This window comes from Hephaestia mangrovi, from assembly GCF_019880555.1.
Taxonomy (GTDB): Bacteria; Pseudomonadota; Alphaproteobacteria; order Sphingomonadales; family Sphingomonadaceae; genus Sphingomonas; species Sphingomonas mangrovi.
This window is the reverse complement of sequence record NZ_JAINVU010000006.1, coordinates 89350-107764: the sequence shown is the minus strand read 5'-3', so window position 1 is coordinate 107764 and position 18415 is coordinate 89350. Positions and strand designations below refer to the sequence as shown.

At 66.7% G+C, this 18415-nt stretch carries 24 protein-coding genes; 18 read left to right on the top strand and 6 right to left on the bottom strand.

The window, feature by feature from the left end; genetic code table 11:
* Nucleotides 1–36: 36 nt before the first annotated feature.
* The 5 genes from flgM (at nt 37) to fliA (ending at nt 4562) form a co-directional block, all read left to right on the top strand.
* Entirely contained in the window at nt 37–324 is a 288-nt protein-coding gene (gene flgM / locus K7G81_RS14190; RefSeq protein ID WP_223031472.1) for a flagellar biosynthesis anti-sigma factor FlgM, read from the top strand.
* Nucleotides 321–638 (top strand): flagellar protein FlgN, encoded by a 318-nt coding sequence (locus tag K7G81_RS14185; protein WP_223031471.1) that lies wholly within the window; start codon nt 321–323, stop codon nt 636–638. Before flgM ends, K7G81_RS14185 begins: the two co-directional genes overlap by 4 nt.
* Nucleotides 639–794: 156 nt before the next feature.
* Nucleotides 795–1679 (top strand): lytic transglycosylase domain-containing protein, encoded by an 885-nt coding sequence (locus tag K7G81_RS14180; RefSeq protein WP_223031470.1) that lies wholly within the window; start codon nt 795–797, stop codon nt 1677–1679.
* Nucleotides 1680–1686: 7 nt separating this feature from the next.
* The gene (gene flhA / locus K7G81_RS14175) at nt 1687–3786 is read left to right on the top strand and encodes a flagellar biosynthesis protein FlhA (RefSeq protein ID WP_223031469.1); all 2100 of its coding nucleotides are present in this window, start codon (nt 1687–1689) and stop codon (nt 3784–3786) included.
* Entirely contained in the window at nt 3783–4562 is a 780-nt protein-coding gene (gene fliA, locus K7G81_RS14170; RefSeq protein WP_223031468.1) for an RNA polymerase sigma factor FliA, read from the top strand. Before flhA ends, fliA begins: the two co-directional genes overlap by 4 nt.
* A 43-nt stretch (nt 4563–4605) precedes the next feature.
* Here fliA and K7G81_RS14165 read toward each other — a convergent pair whose 3' ends face one another.
* On the bottom strand, nt 4606–5787 hold the full coding sequence (locus K7G81_RS14165) for a phospholipase D-like domain-containing protein (protein ID WP_223031467.1): 1182 nt from the start codon (nt 5785–5787) through the stop codon (nt 4606–4608).
* Nucleotides 5788–5904: 117 nt separating this feature from the next.
* Here K7G81_RS14165 and rpoZ point away from each other — a divergent pair, with 117 nt between their 5' ends.
* Entirely contained in the window at nt 5905–6249 is a 345-nt protein-coding gene (gene rpoZ, locus K7G81_RS14160) for a DNA-directed RNA polymerase subunit omega (protein WP_223031466.1), read from the top strand.
* A gap of 214 nt (nt 6250–6463) precedes the next feature.
* Nucleotides 6464–7264 carry a glutamate racemase gene (murI, locus tag K7G81_RS14155; RefSeq protein ID WP_223031465.1) on the top strand — a complete coding sequence of 267 codons (801 nt, stop codon included), beginning with the start codon at nt 6464–6466 and terminating at the stop codon, nt 7262–7264.
* A gap of 1 nt (nt 7265) precedes the next feature.
* On the opposite strand, the gene K7G81_RS14150 is transcribed toward murI, so the two are convergent.
* Entirely contained in the window at nt 7266–7565 is a 300-nt protein-coding gene (locus K7G81_RS14150; protein ID WP_223031464.1) for a hypothetical protein, read from the bottom strand.
* Nucleotides 7566–7684: 119 nt separating this feature from the next.
* Between K7G81_RS14150 and hemA the strand changes: the two genes are divergently transcribed.
* Complete coding sequence (gene hemA, locus K7G81_RS14145) at nt 7685–8899, top strand: 5-aminolevulinate synthase (RefSeq protein ID WP_223031584.1); 1215 nt, start codon at nt 7685–7687, stop codon at nt 8897–8899.
* Between the two features lie 103 nt (nt 8900–9002).
* On the opposite strand, the gene gmk is transcribed toward hemA, so the two are convergent.
* Nucleotides 9003–9653, bottom strand: coding sequence for a guanylate kinase (gene gmk / locus K7G81_RS14140; protein WP_223031463.1), 651 nt, complete (start codon nt 9651–9653; stop codon nt 9003–9005).
* Nucleotides 9654–9699: 46 nt separating this feature from the next.
* On the opposite strand from gmk, the gene K7G81_RS14135 reads away from it, so the two are divergent.
* Nucleotides 9700–10260, top strand: coding sequence for a DUF2585 domain-containing protein (locus K7G81_RS14135; protein ID WP_223031462.1), 561 nt, complete (start codon nt 9700–9702; stop codon nt 10258–10260).
* On the opposite strand, the gene K7G81_RS14130 is transcribed toward K7G81_RS14135, so the two are convergent.
* The 3 genes from K7G81_RS14130 to K7G81_RS14120 form a co-directional block, all read right to left on the bottom strand.
* Entirely contained in the window at nt 10257–10475 is a 219-nt protein-coding gene (locus K7G81_RS14130; RefSeq protein WP_223031461.1) for a hypothetical protein, read from the bottom strand. The genes K7G81_RS14135 and K7G81_RS14130 overlap by 4 nt on opposite strands.
* 61 nt (nt 10476–10536) lie before the next feature.
* Entirely contained in the window at nt 10537–11931 is a 1395-nt protein-coding gene (fumC, locus tag K7G81_RS14125) for a class II fumarate hydratase (protein WP_223031460.1), read from the bottom strand.
* Nucleotides 11932–12044: 113 nt separating this feature from the next.
* The gene (locus tag K7G81_RS14120) at nt 12045–12521 is read right to left on the bottom strand and encodes an SspB family protein (protein WP_223031459.1); all 477 of its coding nucleotides are present in this window, start codon (nt 12519–12521) and stop codon (nt 12045–12047) included.
* Between the two features lie 72 nt (nt 12522–12593).
* On the opposite strand from K7G81_RS14120, the gene hisB reads away from it, so the two are divergent.
* The 9 genes from hisB (at nt 12594) to K7G81_RS14075 (ending at nt 18363) form a co-directional block, all read left to right on the top strand.
* Nucleotides 12594–13181 (top strand): imidazoleglycerol-phosphate dehydratase HisB, encoded by a 588-nt coding sequence (hisB, locus tag K7G81_RS14115; protein WP_223031458.1) that lies wholly within the window; start codon nt 12594–12596, stop codon nt 13179–13181.
* Nucleotides 13182–13183: 2 nt separating this feature from the next.
* Nucleotides 13184–13495, top strand: coding sequence for a YciI family protein (locus K7G81_RS14110; RefSeq protein WP_223031457.1), 312 nt, complete (start codon nt 13184–13186; stop codon nt 13493–13495).
* Entirely contained in the window at nt 13492–14097 is a 606-nt protein-coding gene (gene hisH / locus K7G81_RS14105) for an imidazole glycerol phosphate synthase subunit HisH (RefSeq protein WP_223031456.1), read from the top strand. Before K7G81_RS14110 ends, hisH begins: the two co-directional genes overlap by 4 nt.
* Nucleotides 14085–14822: a 1-(5-phosphoribosyl)-5-[(5-phosphoribosylamino)methylideneamino]imidazole-4-carboxamide isomerase gene (hisA, locus tag K7G81_RS14100; protein WP_223031455.1), complete on the top strand. Its 738-nt coding sequence runs from the start codon at nt 14085–14087 to the stop codon at nt 14820–14822. The genes hisH and hisA overlap by 13 nt, the downstream gene beginning before the upstream one ends.
* A complete protein-coding gene (gene hisF / locus K7G81_RS14095; RefSeq protein WP_223031454.1) occupies nt 14819–15604 on the top strand; it encodes an imidazole glycerol phosphate synthase subunit HisF in 786 nt (261 codons plus the stop codon). Before hisA ends, hisF begins: the two co-directional genes overlap by 4 nt.
* A gap of 109 nt (nt 15605–15713) precedes the next feature.
* Nucleotides 15714–15908 carry a hypothetical protein gene (locus K7G81_RS14090; RefSeq protein ID WP_223031453.1) on the top strand — a complete coding sequence of 65 codons (195 nt, stop codon included), beginning with the start codon at nt 15714–15716 and terminating at the stop codon, nt 15906–15908.
* An 86-nt stretch (nt 15909–15994) separates the two neighbouring features.
* A complete protein-coding gene (locus K7G81_RS14085; RefSeq protein WP_223031452.1) occupies nt 15995–16315 on the top strand; it encodes a phosphoribosyl-ATP diphosphatase in 321 nt (106 codons plus the stop codon).
* 4 nt (nt 16316–16319) lie between these two features.
* Nucleotides 16320–16697, top strand: coding sequence for a histidine triad nucleotide-binding protein (locus K7G81_RS14080; protein ID WP_223031451.1), 378 nt, complete (start codon nt 16320–16322; stop codon nt 16695–16697).
* Between the two features lie 124 nt (nt 16698–16821).
* Nucleotides 16822–18363: an amino acid permease gene (locus tag K7G81_RS14075; RefSeq protein ID WP_223031450.1), complete on the top strand. Its 1542-nt coding sequence runs from the start codon at nt 16822–16824 to the stop codon at nt 18361–18363.
* Nucleotides 18364–18415: the final 52 nt, after the last annotated feature.

Sequence of the window (18415 nt, the reverse complement as noted above, 5' to 3'; positions counted from 1 at the left end):
CCCTCGTGTAGCTTCGACACAGAGGACACACGAACCGTGGTCGACCCCGTTGGATCAAAGCCGGTTTCCCCGATCGACCCGCGCGTAGCGCCGGTCGCCGCCGGGCAGCCCGCCGCCAGCGTCACCCCGGTCGCCGATCCGCGCGACGATACGAAGGCCAGCTCGGTCACCGAGGCCGCGCGCCGCGCCGCCGCCCAGCCGCCGGTCGATCACGAGCGCGTCGCCACGCTGCGCGCGGCGATCGCCAACGGCAGCTACCGCCCCGCCCCACAGGCCATCGCCGACAAGCTGCTCGGCGCCAAGCAGGAATGGATCGCCAAATGACCCGTCGCGATGCCCTGGTTCGCGTGATCGACGCTCTCCATACCGAGATAGCCGCACTCAAGGCCAATGACGTTGCCGCGCTCGAGCGCGCGACGCAGACCAAGCTCGCCGCGATCGAGGCGGTTGCCGCGGCTAGCCACGAGGATCTCTCTCCCGAGATCAAGGAACTCGCCTCGGAAGCCAATCGCCTCAACGAGACCGCGCGGATCTACGTCAACCTGATGGCGGCAAATGTTCGCCGCCGCCTGCAAGATTTGACCGGTGCCGCCGGCAACGCCTACGCCCCCGGCCGCGGAATCGCCGCTTACGCGTGAATCCCTCCCGTTCGCGAAGGGCGATTGAGGCGCTCCTCGGGCTTCGACAAGCTCAGCCCGAACGGTTTTCTCACTAGCGCGCGATCACCGTCGGTGAATTGGCACGGCTCTTGCTGAACTGCCCTTCCGTAACAGGAGGCATTTCGCGAACAGCCGATGAGCGTCAATCCGATCACCAGCGCGACGAACAGCGTCACCGCGGCGATCCAGCGTGCCGCGCAAGCGACGGGCGTCGATTTCGATTACCTGCTCGGCCAAGCCAAGGTCGAAAGCGGGCTGCGCGCCAATGCGCATGCCCGCACCTCGAGCGCCTCGGGCCTTTATCAGTTCATCGATCAGTCCTGGCTCTCGGTGGTCAAGAAGCACGGCGCCCAGCATGGCCTCGGCTGGGCGGCCGACGCGATCCAACAGAGTTCGAGCGGCCGCATGACGGTCAGCGATCCGGCGACCAGGCAGGCGATCCTGCAGATGCGCAACGATCCGGCGATCGCCTCGATGATGGCGGCCGAATATGCCTCGGACAATCAGGACGCGCTGCAGAGCTCGCTTGGCCGCGCCACCACCGGCACCGATCTCTATATGGCGCATTTCCTGGGCCTGGGCGGCGCGCGCAGCTTCCTCAAGACGATGGCCGCCAACCCGTCGGCAAGCGGCGCCGCACTGTTTCCTGCTGCTGCCGCCGCCAACCGCAATGTCTTCTATGAAGGCAATGGCGCGCCGCGCACGCTGGCGTCGATCTATCAGCATTTCGCCGACAAGCTCGGCTCGGCCGCCTCGGCGGTATCCGGCGCCGCCGGCACGGTGATGCAGGCCGCCACCGATTCCGCCTCGTCGCTCGAGGCGCTGGCAATGGCCGACGGCTCGACGGTTATACCCGGCCTCGGCGAAAGCGCATCGAGCGCCGCGACCTGGGCCGAGAACACGCTTGCCGCGCTCAACGGCGGCGCCCGCGCCGCGGCGAGCGATGCCTCCTCGCTGATCCGCCCGACCCCGGCGACCGCCAAGCTCGCCTATCTCATGCTCGCCAGTCTCGGAGCCTGACCGACTTATGGCCACTGCCCCCGCCACGTTGCTTTCCGCGCCCCAGGGCAAGGCCGCGCCGATGCTGCGCAGCGCCGCGCTGCCGGTCGCGATCCTGCTGCTCGTCGTGCTGCTCGCCGTGCCGATCCCGCCGGCGATGCTCGACGTGTTCTTCATCATGAACATCACGATCAGCCTCGCGGTGCTGATGGTCGCCTTGAACGCGCAGAAGCCGCTCGATTTCTCGGCTTTCCCGACCGTGCTCCTGTTCGCGACACTATTCCGGCTCGGCCTCAACGTCGCCTCGACGCGCGTCGTGCTGAGCCACGGCCATGAAGGCGATGCCGCCGCGGGCCGCGTGATCGAGGCGTTCGGCAGCTTCCTGATCGGCGGCGATTATGTCGTCGGCATCTTCGTCTTCGCGATCATCGTCATCATCAACCTGATCGTCGTCACCAAGGGCGCCGGCCGCGTCTCCGAGGTTTCCGCGCGCTTCACGCTCGACGCCTTGCCCGGCAAGCAGATGGCGATCGACGCCGATCTCAACGCCGGTCTCATCACGCCCGAAGAGGCCAAGGCGCGCCGCGTCGAGGTCGCCACCGAGGCCGATTTCTACGGCTCGATGGACGGTTCGTCGAAATTCGTGAAGGGCGACGCGATCGCCGGCCTACTGATCCTCGCCGCCAATATCATCGGCGGCCTGATCCTCGGCCCGGTCAGCCACGGCCTGTCGCTCAGCGACGCCGCGCACGATTACGTGCTGCTGGCGATCGGCGACGCGCTGGTCGCGCAGCTTCCATCGCTGATGCTGTCGATCGCCGCGGCCGCCATCGTCACCCGCGTTACCTCCAGCCACGATCTCGCCGGCCAGATCGGCAGCCAGTTTGGATCGGTGAAGACCTGGGCACCGGTCGCCGCGATCCTCGCCCTGCTTGGTGTGATGCCCGGCATGCCGCACCTCGTCATCCTGCCCGCCGCTGCCGCCGCCGGCTATGCCGCCTACCGCCTGCATCAAAAGGCCAAGCGCCCCGCGCCGGCCGTCGCCGAACCTGCCGAAACCGCCGATCTGTCACGAATCGGCTGGGACGAGGTGACCGATGCGATGCAGATCAATCTCGATATCGGTTACGGCCTCGTGCCGCTGGTCGACGAGCGCAAGGGCGCGCCGCTGATGGGCCGCATCACCGGGGTGCGCCGCCAGCTTTCCAAGGAACTGGGCTTCGTCGTGCCGCAGGTGCGCGTGCGCGACGACATCAACCTGCCGCCCTATACCTATCGCGTCGTCGTCGGCGGCGTCACGATGGGCGAGGATTCGGTATCGCCCGACGAGATGCTTGCGCTCGATACCGGCCAGGCGGTCGGTGCGCTGAAGGGCAAGACCGTCAAGGACCCGACCTTCGGGCTCGACGCGACCTGGATCCGCCCCGGCGACGCCGATGCGGCGACTGGACAAGGCTTTCTGGTGGTCGATCCCGGCACCGTTATCGCGACGCACCTCAATCACGCGCTCGGCGCGCATTCGCCGGAATTGCTCGGCCCCGACGAGGTGCAGAAGCTGCTCGACGGCCTCAAGGAGCGCGCCGGTCAGCTTGTCGCTGCCCTGTCGCCCAATCCGCTGCCGCTGACCACGCTGACCCAGGTGCTCAGGAGCCTGCTTGCCGAGGGCATTCAGCTCAGGGAATTTCGCCGCATCGCCAGCGCGATCGCCGTTGCCGCGCAAAAGACGCTGGACGCCGACGAGATCGTCGAACTGATCCGTCCCGAGCTCGGCCCGTTGATCATCGAGAAGCTGTGCGGCGTGCGCGATCCGCTGCGCGTGATGACGCTGGAAGGCGGGCTCGAAGGCCTGCTCGGCCAGGCCGTGCGCGGCGATCCGTCGAAGCGCAACACGATCGAGCCCGATCTCGGCCGCCGCATCGTCGATGCGCTGCAACGCGCCGCGCAGCCGCTGATCGCCGAGGGCAAGCCGTTCGCGCTGGTCGTCCAGCCGGCGATCCGCGTCGCTATCCGCAAGCTGGTAAAAACCGTTCTTCCCGATACGCCCGTCATGAGCTTCTTCGAAGTGCCCGAGGACAAGGCCGTCGAAGTCGTCGCCGTGATCGGCGCCCCCGAGGCGATCCCCGCATGAACGCGATGCCCAATTACAAAGCGAGCTTCGCCGCTCGCACCCCCGCCCCGCTGGGCGAGGCGCCGCTGGTCTATGGCCGCGACGGGCACACGCCCGGCGAGGTCGAGGCGCTGGCGAAGAAGCATCTGCCGCTGGTCCGCCGCGTTGCCTGGCATGTCCATGGCAGCATGTCGTCGGCGGTCGAGGTCGAGGATCTCATCCAGATCGGGCTCGTCGCGCTGATCGAGGCGTCGCGCAGCTTCGAGGATCGTGGGCAAGTCAGCTTCGAGCAATATCTCCTCACCCGCGTGCGCGGCGCGATGATCGACGAGCTGCGGCGCCAGGCGACGCTGACCCGCGGCGCGATGCGCCGGCGCAAGGCGTATAACGAGGCGGTGGCGTCGCTCACCGATGCCCAGGGCCGAGGGCCCGAGGAAGCGGCGGTCGCCAGTCATCTCGGTGTGTCTGTGGAAAAGCTGCGCGCCGATTATACCACCGCCGAGCCGGTTCGCTTCGAGCCGATCGACGACGTCTATTCCGACGACCAGCCGTGGTTCGCCAGCGAAGAGGCCGACGCATTCGAGCAGCTCGCCGAGTCTGATCTGCGCGAGGCACTGGTCGCCGCGATCGGCCGCCTGCCCGAGCGCGAAGCACAGGTCGTCCAGCTCTATTATGTCGAGGAGCTCAATCTCGAGGAGATCGGCCTCGTCCTCGGCGTCGGCGCCGCGCGCGTCTGCCAGATCAAGGCTTCCGCCCACCAGAAACTGAAGAAGGCGCTTGCGGCGCGATTGGGGTGATCGCGTTCCGATCTCCCCGCAGGTGAGTATGTGAAGGCTCTCGCTACTCCCCGTCCGGCCCGAAATTGAGCCGGCGGGTGATGTTGTAGTCGAGCACCGCGACGGCGAAATAGGCGAGCGCCTGCTTGATGCGTTGCCAAGGCCCGGCGTGGCGCTTCCACCACGCCTTGGTGATCCGTTCGCTGTCGGCGATCTCGCCGTGGACATAAGCGCGGACATGGTCAGCGAAGGCCTTGTCCTCGATCCTCAGCATGACCTCCATGTTGAGGAACAGGCTGCGCACATCGAAATTGGCCGAGCCGATGTGCACCGCGTCGTCGACGACGTAGAGCTTGGTATGCAGCTTGGTGAGCTGATATTCGTAGATTTCAACGCCTTTGCGCAGCAGCCCGGCATACGTGAAGCGGGCAGCCGCGATCGTCGCGTTATTGTCTGATTTCGCCGCGGTGATGATCCTGACGCGGGCGCCGCGCCGGCGGCCGGTCCTGTCGAAGCGACGCAGCATCGCCGGGGTCGGGCAGAAATAGGCGGCGATGATGTCGGCGCGCATCGCGTCGCGCAGATCGATGCGCACCGTCCTGGCCCAGGCCGACAGCCGCCGGGTCGGACCGCCGATCAGCCAGCGAAGCGCACCGCGGGTTTCGCTGAAGCGGTAGATCGAGCGGCGCAACGTGCGGATCTTCGAGCGGGGGCCACGCACCCAGGCTGACAAGGCATCGAAATAGCCGGCAATCCGCGCCGCCGCAGGCCCCTCGACGATCAATCCGAGATCGCGCCACGCCTGATCGGCTGGCGTGCCGAAATAGGCGTCGTCGACGTTGAAGCCGCCGATGATCGCACGCGGCGCCTCGCCCTCGGCATCGGCCAGCGCCAGCTTCTGGTGATTGCGCAGCAGATAGCGCCGGCCGAAGCGCGGCTCGAACCGGCAGACCGCCCCCCCAGCCTGTTCAAGCGGCGCGAAGAAATGCTCGTCAGAGACGGTGTCGCTGCCGAACGCATCGACCACCAGCGATACACGAACGCCCCGCTTCGCCGCCGCAAGCAGTGCCGCGCGGACGCGACGCCCCGATGCGTCGTCGCGGTAGATATAATAGATGATCCGGAGCGAGTGTTGCGCGGCGTCGATCAGCTCGATCAGCGCCGCGAGCCGCCGCGGCCCGGTATCGAGCAGCGCCAGTCGGTTGCCGTCGATGGTGAAGATCGGCTGTTCGGCGGGCGCTTCCATCGCGTCGCTGTGCCCGGCAGCTTGGCGCCGGGCAACCCCGATTTCCTTGACTCTGCGCGCCGCCGCCCTTAGGTGACACGCTCTTCATCCCATCGTCGTTTGCGAAGGAAGCGTTTCATGGCGCGCGTTACTGTCGAGGATTGCGTCGACAAGGTTCCCAACCGGTTCGATCTGGTGCTGCTCGCCGCGCAGCGCGCGCGGCAGATTTCCGGCGGCGCCGAGCTGACGCTCGATCGCGATCGCGACAAAAATCCGGTCGTCGCGCTGCGTGAGATCGCCGAGGAGACGGTGCGTCCCAGGCATCTTGAGGAAGCGCTCGTCACCGGCCTGCAGAAGGTGCAGATCGACGAAGAGGATACGCCCGACGAGGTCGGCAGCCTCGCCGCGTCGGCCGAGGCGCTGCGCCTCACCGCCGCCGCGCCGCCGCGCAACACCAATGTCGGCGGCGACTACGAGGGCTGAGCCCCGATCACCAGATGACACGAAGGGCCTGCGGCATCGTCGCGGGCCCTTTGTTTTTGGGCGCGATCTGCCGACATACGCGCTTCGCCACCCTGAATTTGGTTCGGGGTTCATAGAGCAGCGCCAACGCCGCACGAAACGGCAATGATGCACCCTGGATGCTGAAACAAGTTCAGCATGACGAAGGTGTTGAGGCGGGCTAGATGAGCCTCGCATGACCGACGTCGACGATCGCCCCATCCTGTTCTTCGATTCGGGTGTCGGCGGCCTGTCGGTGCTTTCCGAGGCCCGCCGGCTGTTGCCGCAGGCGAGCAATGTCTATGTCGCCGATTCGGCCGGCTTTCCCTATGGCACCAAAAGCGAGGCGGAAATCGCCGCGCGCGTGCCCGCACTGCTCGGGCGGCTTGCCGAGCGATACCATCCACGCCTGATCGTCATCGCCTGCAACACCGCCTCGACGATCGCGCTGGCCGCGGTGCGCGCCGCGCTCGATCTGCCGATCGTCGGCACCGTGCCCGCGATCAAGCCCGCCGCGCTGATCAGCAAGACGCGCGTGATCGGCGTGCTCGGCACCGACGCCACCGTTCGCCAGCCCTATGTCGATCGCCTCGCCGCCGAATTCGCTGGCGATTGCCTGGTGCTGCGTCACGGCTCGGCCGAGCTTGTCGACCTCGCCGAAGCGGAACTGCACGGCCAGCCGACCGCTGACGATTGCTACCGCGCCGTACTGGCCGGGTTGTTCGATCAGCCGGGCGGCGACCGGCTCGACGTGATCGTCAATGCCTGCACTCACTTCCCACTGGTCGCCGACCGCCTCGCCGCCGTGGCGCCGCACGCAGTACGCTTCGTCGATGGTAGCGCCGGGATCGCGCGACGCATCGCGACGCTGACCGAGGGCCAGGGCTGGCCCGAACGGCCGCATGGCCTTGCCGTCTTCACGCGGCGCGACGCCGCTGCCGACGCGCTCGCGCCGGCGCTATCGCGTTTTGGCCTTACCGCGATCGAGTCGCTCTAGATCAGCCGGCCTCGCGCGCCGAAACGGCGAGGACCATCTCCTCGCGGACGAGCGCGGCATAACGATCGGCCATGCGCAGATGCACCGATCGTACCGCGCAATCGCCGGCGCCTGCCGCAAGGCGCCGCTCCTGCGACTCGCGCAAGCTGAAATAGTCCCGATTCCCAGGCGGCCTGTCGATATCGGCCATGACGTGCTCCTTCTCGCCAAACGGAACACCCTTACCCGCCGGACTCGCCTCCATGTCGAAGCCGGCGACCGACTCGCTATACCATCCCGACCGGCCCGGAGTCTTGATCAAGAGCAATTCAATCGCAGGATTTTCGGCCTATCGCCCGAATCACGGGAAAGCGCTGGAAATCGGGCGCTGACGGCGATAGGGAAACCGGTATGGACAGCGACGGCATGGCGACGCGCGGCGTGAATTATTCCCGCGTCTTCTCGCAAGCGATCGACCGGCTCCACGCCGAGGGACGCTACCGGGTCTTCATCGACATCCTGCGCAACAAGGGTGCCTTCCCCAATGCGCGCTGCTTCGCCGGGCATAACGGGCCGAAGCCGATCACCGTCTGGTGCTCGAACGACTATCTCGCGATGGGCCAGCATCCGGACGTGATCGCGGCGATGGAAGAGGCGCTGCACGATGTCGGCGCCGGATCGGGCGGCACCCGCAATATCGGCGGCAACACGCATTACCATATCGATCTCGAGGGCGAGCTTGCCGATCTCCACGGCAAGGAAGCGGCATTGCTGTTCACCAGCGGCTATGTCTCGAACGAGGCGACGCTGTCGACGCTAGCCAAGCTGTTTCCCGGCATGGTGGTGTTCTCGGACGAGATGAACCATGCCTCGATGATCGCCGGCATCCGCCATGCCGGGTGCGAGAAGCGCATCTTCCGCCACAACGATCTCGCGCATCTCGAGGAACTGCTCGCCGCCGAGGATGCCGACGCGCCCAAGCTGATCGCGTTCGAGAGCGTCTATTCGATGGACGGCGACATCGCGCCGATCGCCGATATCTGCGACCTTGCCGATCGCTACAACGCGTTGACCTATCTCGACGAGGTCCATGCGGTCGGCATGTACGGCGCGCACGGCGGCGGGATTTCGGAACGTGACGAGGTTGCGCACCGCTTGACCGTGATCGAAGGCACGCTGGGCAAGGCATTCGGCGTGATGGGCGGCTATATCGCTGCCGATCGCACGGTGATCGACGTGATCCGCAGCTACGCGCCGGGCTTCATCTTCACCACTTCGCTGTCACCGGTTCTGGTCGCCGGCGCGCTGGCCAGCGTCAGGCACCTCAAGGCGTCGTCGGTCGAGCGCGACGGGCAGCAGCAGGCTGCCGAGACGCTCAAGCGCATGATGCGCGAGGCCGGCCTGCCGGTGATGGACTCGACCACGCATATCGTGCCGCTGATGGTCGGCGATCCGGTCAAGGCCAAGAAGATCAGCGACATCCTGCTCGCCGAATACGGCGTCTATGTGCAGCCGATCAATTACCCCACCGTGCCGCGCGGCACCGAGCGTCTGCGCTTCACGCCGGGCCCGGCACATGACGAGACGATGATGCGCGAGCTTTGCCAGGCGCTGGTCGAGATCTGGGACCGGCTGGAGCTCCGCGCGGCGGCGTGATTTGAGGTCTGGCGGGCCCGCGCCCAAGCAGCGACTACCGAACCCGGCCGTTCGTTCGCGCCAAACGTAATTCGGCGAAATCCGTGACGCGCCGTCTGCCCGGTCAGGTCCGCAGCTTGCGGATGAAACCGATGATCCCGGTCTGCCGCGATCGCTTGAGCCGCTCGGCGGCGAGGATCGTCTTCACGCAGTCGAAACATTCCTCGACGTCATCATTGACCAGGACGTAATCATAGCCGTCCCAATGGCTGACCTCGGCCTCCGCGCGCGCCATGCGAGCGTCGATGATCTCCTGCGAATCGGTCGCGCGGCGTTCGAGCCGCTGGCGCAGTTCGGCCATCGACGGCGGCAGCACGAACACGCGCACCACGTCGCCGCCGGCGAGCTGATAGAGCTGCTGCGCGCCCTGCCAGTCGATGTCGAACAGGATATCGCGCCCTTCGGACAGGACGTGAAAGACATCGTTCTTGGGCGTGCCGTACCGCTGGCCGAAAACGTGCGCCCATTCGAGGAATTCGTGGTTCGACACCATCTCGCGGAATTTCTCGAGATCGACGAAATGATAGTCCTTGCCGTCGACTTCACCCTCGCGCGGCGGGCGCGTGGTGTAGGAAACCGACATCGACAATTCGGGCTCGCTGGCGAGCAGCTTGCGCGCGATGGTCGATTTGCCGGCGCCCGAGGGCGAGGAGAGGACGAACAGGACGCCGCGACGTTTGAAACCGTGCGGGTCGTGCTGGATCGGTGCGGCCATGCCCGCTAGTGACCATAGCGAGCCGAGGCGTCAAGCGGGGGACAGGATGGCGCGGGGGAAAAGCTGGGTTCTGGCGGCGCTCGCGGTGGCGGCGGTCGCGGCGATCGCAGAACTGGCGATGGGCCGATCGCCGTTTTGCCCGTGCGGGCATTTCGCCTTGTGGCACGGGGTCGTGCAGTCGAACGAGAACAGCCAGCAGCTCACCGACTGGTACAGTTTCAGCCACGTCATCCACGGCTTCCTGTTTTACGGCGCGACCTGGCTGGCGCTGCGCCGCGCGCCGCTGGGGGCGCAGTTGTTCGTCGCGGTAGTGATCGAATCGGCGTGGGAGGTGCTGGAGAATTCGCCGGTCATCATCGATCGCTACCGCGCGGTGACGATGGCGTACGGCTATGCCGGCGATAGCGTGCTCAACTCGATGTCCGATATCGGCTGCATGGTGATCGGGTTCTTCCTCGCCCGCGCGCTGCCCTGGTGGGCGACGGTGGCGATCGGGATTGTCCTCGAACTGTTCACGCTATGGGCGATCCGCGACAACCTGACGCTCAACGTGTTGATGCTGATCGCGCCGAGCGCGGCGATCCGCGCCTGGCAAACCGCCGGTTAGTCCGCCGCCGTATCGTCCCCCCTCACCTTGTCCCATGCCGCCCCCGCACCGCGCAGGACGAGCCAGCCGACCGCCCAGGTAGCCGCTACGGGGAGAGCGATTTTCAGGACGTTGGCGGTAACCGCGCCGATGATCGCGCCGTCGACCTCGCCATCATCGCCGCTCATCGAGTCGATCGCCGCGCCGACCACGGCGCCGATGGTGGTTGCACTCATAACATGATCCCATTGTTTGTAAGGAGAACGGCGGTGAGCAGAGGCAGTTCCCCGCTTCGAGCTACCGCCCGATCATCGTCTCGGGCCGCACGACGCGGTCGAAGGTCGCTTCGTCGACCAGCCCGAGCTCGAGTCCGGCTTCCTTGAGCGTTTGCCCCTTCTGGTGTGCATGCTTGGCGATCTTGGCGGCGTTGTCATAGCCGATCTCAGGCGCGAGCGCGGTGACCAGCATCAGCGAGCGGCCGACCAGTTCCTTGATCCGTTCCTCGTTCGCCTCGATCCCATCGACGCAGCGTTCGGCGAAGTTGGTCATGCCGGTGCTGAGCAACTGGATCGAGCGGATCACGTTGGCGCCGATCAGCGGCATGAACACGTTCAGCTCGAAATGCCCCTGCGCACCACCGATCGTCACCGCCTGGTTGTTGCCCATCACTTGGGCGGCGACCATCGTCAGCGATTCGCACTGCGTGGGATTGACCTTGCCCGGCATGATCGAACTGCCCGGCTCGTTGGCGGGCAGCGACAGCTCGCCGAGCCCCGAGCGTGGGCCCGAGCCAAGGAAGCGGATGTCGTTGGCGATCTTGTTCAGCGCCACTGCCAGTGTGTTGAGCGCGCCGGAGAAGAACACCAGCCCGTCCTTCGCTGCGAGCTGCTCGAACTTGTTCGGCGCCGGCTCGAAATCGATCCCGGCGATGTCGGAGATCGCCGCCGCCATGTCCTCGGCCCAACCCTTGGGCGCGTTCAAGCCGGTGCCGACCGCGGTGCCGCCGATCGCCAGCTTCTTGAGGTTGCCGTTAAGCGCACCGTCGATCCGCGCCTTGCAGCTGATGAGCTGTGCGGCATAGCCGGAGAATTCCTGCCCGAGCGTCAGCGGCGTCGCGTCCTGCGTATGGGTGCGGCCGATCTTGACGATATGGTCCCAGTCGCGCGCCTTCTTTTCGAGCGCGCCTTCGAGCCGATCGAGCGCGGGGACCAGCGCGTCACGCGTCGCGCGCGCGGCGGCAACGTGGAGCGCGGTGGGGAACGAATCGTTCGACGATTGGCTCATGTTGACGTGATCATTGGGATGCACGGGCGACTTGCCGCCGCGCGTGCCGGCGAGCATCTCATTGGCGCGGCCGGCGATCACCTCGTTGACGTTCATGTTGGTCTGGGTGCCCGAGCCCGTCTGCCAGATGACGAGCGGGAACTGATCGTCGAGCTTGCCGTCGATGATTTCCTGCGCCGCCACCTCGATCGCGTCGGCGATCTTGGCATCGAGCCCGTGCTTGCGGTTCACCCGCGCCGCCGCCTGCTTCACGATCGCCTGGGCATGGACGATGTCGATCGGCATGCGCTCTTGAGGCTCAAACGGGAAATTCTCGATCGAGCGTTGCGTCTGGGCGCCCCAATAGGCGTCGGCAGGCACCTCGATGGCGCCGATCGAATCGGTTTCGGTGCGGGTGTTCGTGCTCACAAAGCCTCCGTCATGCCGGGCTCGTTCCGGCCTTCGCCAGGCAACAAGCTCATCGGCCGCTGCCTATGCGGAACGGTGGACCCCGGAACAAGTCCGGGATGACGACACAACGGCTATTTTTTTCGTTTGAAGTCCACCGAGACGACGTTCGAGCCGTCCTCGATCGGCTCGGCGACGGGGCCGTCATTCTCGGCATCGTCATGCGGCTCGGGCGGCTCGGCGTCCTGCACCTGGAAGCGCAGCTCGAAATTGACCGCGGGATCGTGAAAGCCGGTGATCGCCGCATAGGGAATGACCAGCTTCGACGGCACCTGATTGAAGCTGAGGCCGACCGAGAAGCGCTCCTCGTCGACGATCAGATCCCAGAAGCGGTTCTGCAGCACGATCGTCATCTCGTCGGGGAAGCGTTCGATCAGCCGCTGCGGGATATCGACCCCCGGCGCCTGGGTCTTGAAGGTGATGTAGAAATGATGCTCGCCGGGCAGCCCTTCGGCTGCGACCTGGCCGAGCACGCGGCCGACCACGGCACGCAACGCCTCCTGGACGATTTCGTCATAGGGGATCAGGCTGTCGGGCAGACCATCGCTCATGGCCCCTTGCCTAACGCAGTTTGGCGGTCGGTCAAGATTGCATGGTGCGGCAGAGGCGCTATGGGGGCGGGCATGCGCACCGCCACGATCGCCCGCAACACCAGCGAAACGAAGATCGACGTCACCGTCAATCTGGACGGCACCGGCGTCTATGAGGTGTCGACCGGAATCGGCTTCTTCGATCACATGCTCGAACAGCTCTCGCGGCATTCGCTGATCGATCTCGCCGTCCGGACCGAGGGCGATCTGCATATCGATCAGCATCATACGGTCGAGGATACCGGGCTTGCGATCGGCGAGGCGATCGCCCAGGCGCTGGGCGAAAAGCGCGGCATCCACCGCTATGCCGAAGCGCTGAGCCCGATGGACGAAACGCTGACCCGCGTCGCGATCGACATTTCGGGGCGGCCGTTCCTCGTCTGGAAGACCGAATTCTCGCAGAAGCGCCTCGGCGAGATGGACACCGAAATGTTCGAGCATTTCTTCCACAGCTTCGCGCAGACCGCCGGCGTCACGCTGCACATCGAGACGCTGTACGGGCAGAACAACCACCATATCGCCGAATCGGCGTTCAAGGGGCTGGCGCGCGCGTTGCGCACCGCAGTCGAGATCGATCCGCGCAAGGCCGATGCGATCCCCTCGACCAAGGGGACGCTGTAACCGTGGCGGGCTATCGCAGCGAGGGCCCGCTCTGCCTGATCCTGTTGACCTATGTCGCGCCGCTCGCCGATGTCGACGCGCAGTTGAAGGCGCATATCGACTGGCTGGAGGTCGGCTTCGACGAGGGCGTATTCCTGGTCGCGGGTCGCCGCACGCCGCGCACCGGCGGAGTGATCCTGGCGCGCGGCGAAGCCGACGCGGTGACCGAGGTCGCGCGGAGCGATCCGTTCGTCACCAGCGGCGTCGCCAGTTTCGAGGTTGTGCCGTTCAGCGTCAGCTTCGCGGCGCCGGCGATTAACGACCTGCTGACATGACGATCGCGCTGATCGATTATGGCGCGGGCAATCTTCACTCGGTCGCCAACGCGCTGCAGGCGGCAGGCGCCAGCGATCTCGCGATCACCGCCGATCCCGATGTCCTCGCGACGGCGGATCGGATCGTGCTCCCCGGCGTCGGCGCGTTCGGCGCGTGCGCCGGGGCGTTGCGCGCCGTGCCGGGCATGGTCGAGGCGATCGAGCGGCGCGTTCGTGGCGATGGCGTGCCGTTCCTCGGCATCTGCGTCGGCATGCAGTTGATGGCGGAAACCGGCGAGGAGCTCGGCATTCACCAGGGCCTCGGCTGGATTCCCGGCACGGTGCGCCAGCTGACGCCGACCTCGCCCGCCGCCAAGGTGCCGCACATGGGCTGGAACGACGTCACACCGACCGCGCCGCATCCGTTGATCGAACCCGGCGAGGCCTATTTCCTGCACAGCTACGCCTTCACCGGCGACGCCGTGCTCGCGACCACCAACCATGCCGGCCCGGTTACCGCCGCGATCGGCCGCGACAACATGCTCGGCGTGCAATTCCACCCCGAAAAGAGCCAGCGCTACGGCATCGCGCTGCTCGAAAGGTTTCTCGCATGGCGCCCCTGATCGTCTTCCCCGCGATCGATCTGAAGCAGGGCAAGGTCGTCCGCCTCGCCGAGGGCGACATGGACCGTGCGACGATCTACGGCGACGATCCCGCCTCGCAGGCGCTCGCCTTCGCCGACGCCGGGGCGGAGCATCTCCACGTCGTCGATCTCGACGGCGCCTTCGCGGGCGGATCGGTCAATGGCGAGGTGGTCGGCCGCATCGTCGAGGCCTTCCCCGGCTACGTCCAACTGGGCGGCGGCATCCGCAGCCGCGAGGCGATCGAGCGCTGGTTCGATCTCGGCGTCGCGCGCGTCGTGATCGGTACCGCCGCCTTGAAAGACCCCGATCTGGTCCACGCCGCCGCGAGGGATTTTCCCGGCGGCATCGTCGTCGCGGTCGACGCGCGTGACGGCATGGTCGCGACCGAGGGCTGGGCCGATGTATCGGACGTATCGGTGGTCGACATGGCGCGCCGCTTCGAGGACGCCGGCGTCGCATCGCTGCTGTTCACCGATGTCGGCCGCGACGGATTGCTCAAGGGCGTCAATATCGACGCGACCGTCGATCTCGCTCGCGCCACCGACCTGCCGGTGATCGCGAGCGGCGGCGTTGCCGGGATTTCGGACATCCACCTGCTCGCGCTCCACGCGCAGGATGGCATCGAAGGCGTCATCACCGGCCGCGCGCTCTACGACGGCCGCCTCGATCTCGCCGCGGCGCTCAGCGTGGCGAGGGCAGCGTGAGCGTCCGTGCCCGCGTCATCCCCTGTCTCGACGTTGCCAACGGCCGCGTCGTCAAGGGCGTCAATTTCGTCGATCTGAAGGACGCCGGCGATCCGGTCGAGCAAGCGCGCGCCTATGACGCGGCGGGGGCCGACGAACTGTGCTTCCTCGATATCACCGCCAGCCACGAGGCGCGCGGCACGCTGATCGACGTGGTCCGACGCACCGCCGAAGTCTGCTTCATGCCGCTGACCGTCGGCGGCGGCGTGCGGACAGCCGAGGACGCGCGCGCGCTGCTGCTCGCCGGTGCCGACAAGGTTGCGGTCAATTCCGCCGCCGTCGCGCGGCCCGAGCTGGTCGCCGAGATCGCCGAGCGGTTCGGCAGCCAATGCTGCGTAGCCTCGGTCGACGCGCGCCGCGTCGGCGACCGCCGTTGGGAGGTGTTCACCCATGGCGGCCGCCGCGAAACCGGCATCGATGCAGTGGGCCATGCACTGCGGCTCGCCGAGCTCGGCGCGGGCGAATTGCTCGTCACCTCGATGGACCGCGACGGCACCCGCGGCGGCTACGACCTCGAGCTGATCCGCACGATCGCCGACCAGGTGGCGGTGCCGGTGGTCGCCTCGGGCGGCGTCGGCGGCTTGGGCGACCTCGTTGCCGGCATCCGCGACGGCCATGCCTCCGCCGTGCTCGCCGCCTCGATCTTCCATTTCGGCGAAGCGAGCATCGCCGACGCGCATCGGGCACTGGCCGCGGCGGGTATCTCGGTTAGAAAGCCGATTGCCGTACCCTCGTCATGCTGAACGCGCTTCGGGATGGCCGATCGCACGCGGCGTCTGTCGCTCCGCGGGCGCTGAAACAAGTAAGCGTTGACGAAGGCTGTCGTTAACCCGCTTCCGCTAAGCCGTTCTCATGCGCGCGCTCCTCCTCCTCGCCCTGCTCGCTGCCCCGGCGCTCGCCGACGATCCCGCCGCGCATTCGGGCGTCGCCAAGGTCCGCACCGGGCCGGCGGCATCGGATATCGCGCTGTTCGTGATGGCCGCGATCGGTGTGTGGCTTGCGCGCCGGGCGATGATCCGTCGTGCGCAAAAGCGCCGCGAGGACTAACGCCGCCGCCCCTGCGCCACAATCGGCCCGCCGCAGCGCGGTCGGCCATTGCCAGTAACGAGTCCCGACCCTAAGCAGCTTGGCCCATGGCTTCCGACCAGCTCGACGCGCTCGAAGCGCTGATCCGCTCGCGCCGGGGCGGTGATCCCGACGCCTCCTATGTCGCCCGGCTGTTTGCCAGGGGCCGCGCCAAGATCGCGCAGAAGCTCGGCGAGGAAGCGGTCGAAACGGTGATCGCTTCCTGCTCGGGCGACGATGCCGCGATCGTGCCGGAAGCGGCCGATCTCGTCTTCCATCTGATGGTGCTGTTGGCCGACGCCGGGCTGTCGCTCGACGACGTCCGCGCCGAGCTCGCGCGGCGCGAAGGCTTGTCGGGGCTCGAGGAAAAACGCCAGCGCAAGGAGTGACTTCATGGCTGTCGACGCCACGCAACCCTATGACGATCAGAACGTCTTCGCCAAGATCCTGCGCGGCGAAATCCCCTCGAAGAAGATTTATGAGGACGATGTCGCCTTCGCCTTTCACGACATCAACCCACAGGCACCAACGCATATCCTGGTGATCCCCAAGGGCGCCTATGTCTCGTGGGACGATTTCAGCGCGCGCGCGAGCGACGCGGAGATCGCCGGATTCGCGCGCGCCGTGGGCCGTGTCGCGCGCGAGGCGGGGCTGGTCGAGCCGGGCTATCGCCTGCTCGCCAATACCGGGCCGGACAGTCATCAGGAAGTCGCGCACCTCCACGTCCACATCTTCGCGGGCAAACCCCTGGGGCCAATGCTGGCGCGTTGATTGTCGGCCAGCGATACACCGCCCGATCGCGCAACGGGCTTGCGCGGGGCGCTTTTGCGGTTAGGCTCCCCCGCCATTGCAACCGGCGGTGCGCAATGCGTGCCGTTCTGACCGGGGGACCTGTATGATTTTCGGGCGCGTTAAGCCTCTCGACGCCATTCTGGCGACTGCCGAAAAGAAAGGCCTGCACCGATCGCTCGGCGCCTTCCAGCTTACCATGCTGGGCGTCGGCGCGGTGATCGGCACCGGCATTTTCGTTCTCACCGCCGAGGCCGCGCAAAAGGCCGGGCCCGGCATGATGATCAGCTTCGTGATCGCCGGCTTCGTCTGCGCGGTCGCCGCCTTGTGCTATTCCGAACTGGCCTCGATGGTGCCCGTCGCGGGCTCCGCCTACACTTATACCTATGCGGTGATGGGCGAGCTGCTCGCCTGGATGGTCGGCTGGGCGTTGATCCTCGAATATGCCGTCGGCGCCAGCGCGGTCGCGGTCGGCTGGTCGGGCTATTTCGTCGGCTTCATGGAGCATACGTTCGGCATCGTCATACCGAACTGGATCGCGGTCGGCCCGAGCCAGGGCGGCTTCATCAACCTGCCCGCGGTCGTCATCTCCGGCCTCGTCACCTGGCTGTTGATCATTGGCACGACCGAGAGCGCGCGCGTCAACGCCATCCTCGTGTCGATCAAGGTCGCCGCGCTGACGCTGTTCATCGTGCTCACCGTACCGGTGCTAAAGAGCGAGCAATTCACCCCGTTCCTGCCCAATGGCTGGGGCACGATCGGCGTGATCGGCGCCGCCTCGTCGATCTTCTTCGCCTATGTCGGGTTCGACGCGGTATCGACCGCGGCGGAGGAAACCAAGAACCCGCAGCGCAACGTGCCGATCGGGCTGATCGGCAGCCTGTTGATCTGCACGGTGTTCTACCTGCTGGTGTCGGCCGGCGCGATCGGCACGATCGGCGCGGAGCCGGTGCGCGGCCTGGCCGGCGAGATCCTCGCCCCCGGCTCGCCCCAGCTTGCCGATCGCTGCGCCCAGATCGTCGCGTCGGGCGCCACCGAGCCGCTGGCGTGCAGCCATGAAGCGCTGGCCCATGTGCTGCGCTACGTCGGCTGGACCAAGATCGGTAACCTGATGGGTCTGGCCGCGTTCATCGCCCTGCCCTCGGTCGTGCTGATGATGATGTTCGGCCAGACCCGCGTTTTCTTCGTGATGGCGCGCGACGGGCTGCTGCCGGCGAGCCTCGCTAGCGTGCATCCGAAATGGCATACCCCGCATGTGGTGACCGCGTTCACCGGCATCGTCGTCACGCTGGCGGCGGCATTCCTGCCGGTCGGCCAGCTTGCCGATTATTCGAACTCGGGCACATTGTTCGCCTTCGCGATGGTCGGCGTCGCCGTGCTCGTCCTGCGCCGCACCGATCCGGGTCGCCACCGGCCGTTCCGTACGCCGCTGGTGTGGATCGTCGCGCCGCTGGCGATCGCCGGGTGCGTGGCGCTCTATCTGTTCCTGCCGCTGCTGGCGCAGATGGTGCTGTTCGTCTGGGGCGGGATCGGGCTGCTGGTCTATTTCGGCTACAGCCGCTCGCGCAGCCATGTCGGGCGCGGGATCATCGAAATCGACGGCGATCCCAATCTCCAGCCCGAACTGGCCGAACCGATCGACCGCTGATCGGCGCCGGCGCAAAAAAGGGGCCGCGAGCACCACGCTCGCGGCCCCCTTT

Coding starts and splice junctions, on each gene's coding strand:
- hisA (WP_223031455.1), top strand. CDS start 14,085: ATGGCGCCCCTGATCGTCTTCCCCGCGATCGATCTGAAGCAGGGCAAG.
- murI (WP_223031465.1), top strand. CDS start 6,464: ATGACCGACGTCGACGATCGCCCCATCCTGTTCTTCGATTCGGGTGTC.
- K7G81_RS14130 (WP_223031461.1), bottom strand. CDS start 10,475: ATGAGTGCAACCACCATCGGCGCCGTGGTCGGCGCGGCGATCGACTCG.
- K7G81_RS14180 (WP_223031470.1), top strand. CDS start 795: ATGAGCGTCAATCCGATCACCAGCGCGACGAACAGCGTCACCGCGGCG.
- K7G81_RS14090 (WP_223031453.1), top strand. CDS start 15,714: ATGCGCGCGCTCCTCCTCCTCGCCCTGCTCGCTGCCCCGGCGCTCGCC.
- rpoZ (WP_223031466.1), top strand. CDS start 5,905: ATGGCGCGCGTTACTGTCGAGGATTGCGTCGACAAGGTTCCCAACCGG.
- K7G81_RS14120 (WP_223031459.1), bottom strand. CDS start 12,521: ATGAGCGATGGTCTGCCCGACAGCCTGATCCCCTATGACGAAATCGTC.
- gmk (WP_223031463.1), bottom strand. CDS start 9,653: ATGGCCGCACCGATCCAGCACGACCCGCACGGTTTCAAACGTCGCGGC.
- K7G81_RS14080 (WP_223031451.1), top strand. CDS start 16,320: ATGGCTGTCGACGCCACGCAACCCTATGACGATCAGAACGTCTTCGCC.
- K7G81_RS14165 (WP_223031467.1), bottom strand. CDS start 5,787: ATGGAAGCGCCCGCCGAACAGCCGATCTTCACCATCGACGGCAACCGA.
- K7G81_RS14075 (WP_223031450.1), top strand. CDS start 16,822: ATGATTTTCGGGCGCGTTAAGCCTCTCGACGCCATTCTGGCGACTGCC.
- fliA (WP_223031468.1), top strand. CDS start 3,783: ATGAACGCGATGCCCAATTACAAAGCGAGCTTCGCCGCTCGCACCCCC.
- hisH (WP_223031456.1), top strand. CDS start 13,492: ATGACGATCGCGCTGATCGATTATGGCGCGGGCAATCTTCACTCGGTC.
- K7G81_RS14135 (WP_223031462.1), top strand. CDS start 9,700: ATGGCGCGGGGGAAAAGCTGGGTTCTGGCGGCGCTCGCGGTGGCGGCG.
- K7G81_RS14085 (WP_223031452.1), top strand. CDS start 15,995: ATGGCTTCCGACCAGCTCGACGCGCTCGAAGCGCTGATCCGCTCGCGC.
- hisB (WP_223031458.1), top strand. CDS start 12,594: ATGCGCACCGCCACGATCGCCCGCAACACCAGCGAAACGAAGATCGAC.
- K7G81_RS14185 (WP_223031471.1), top strand. CDS start 321: ATGACCCGTCGCGATGCCCTGGTTCGCGTGATCGACGCTCTCCATACC.
- flhA (WP_223031469.1), top strand. CDS start 1,687: ATGGCCACTGCCCCCGCCACGTTGCTTTCCGCGCCCCAGGGCAAGGCC.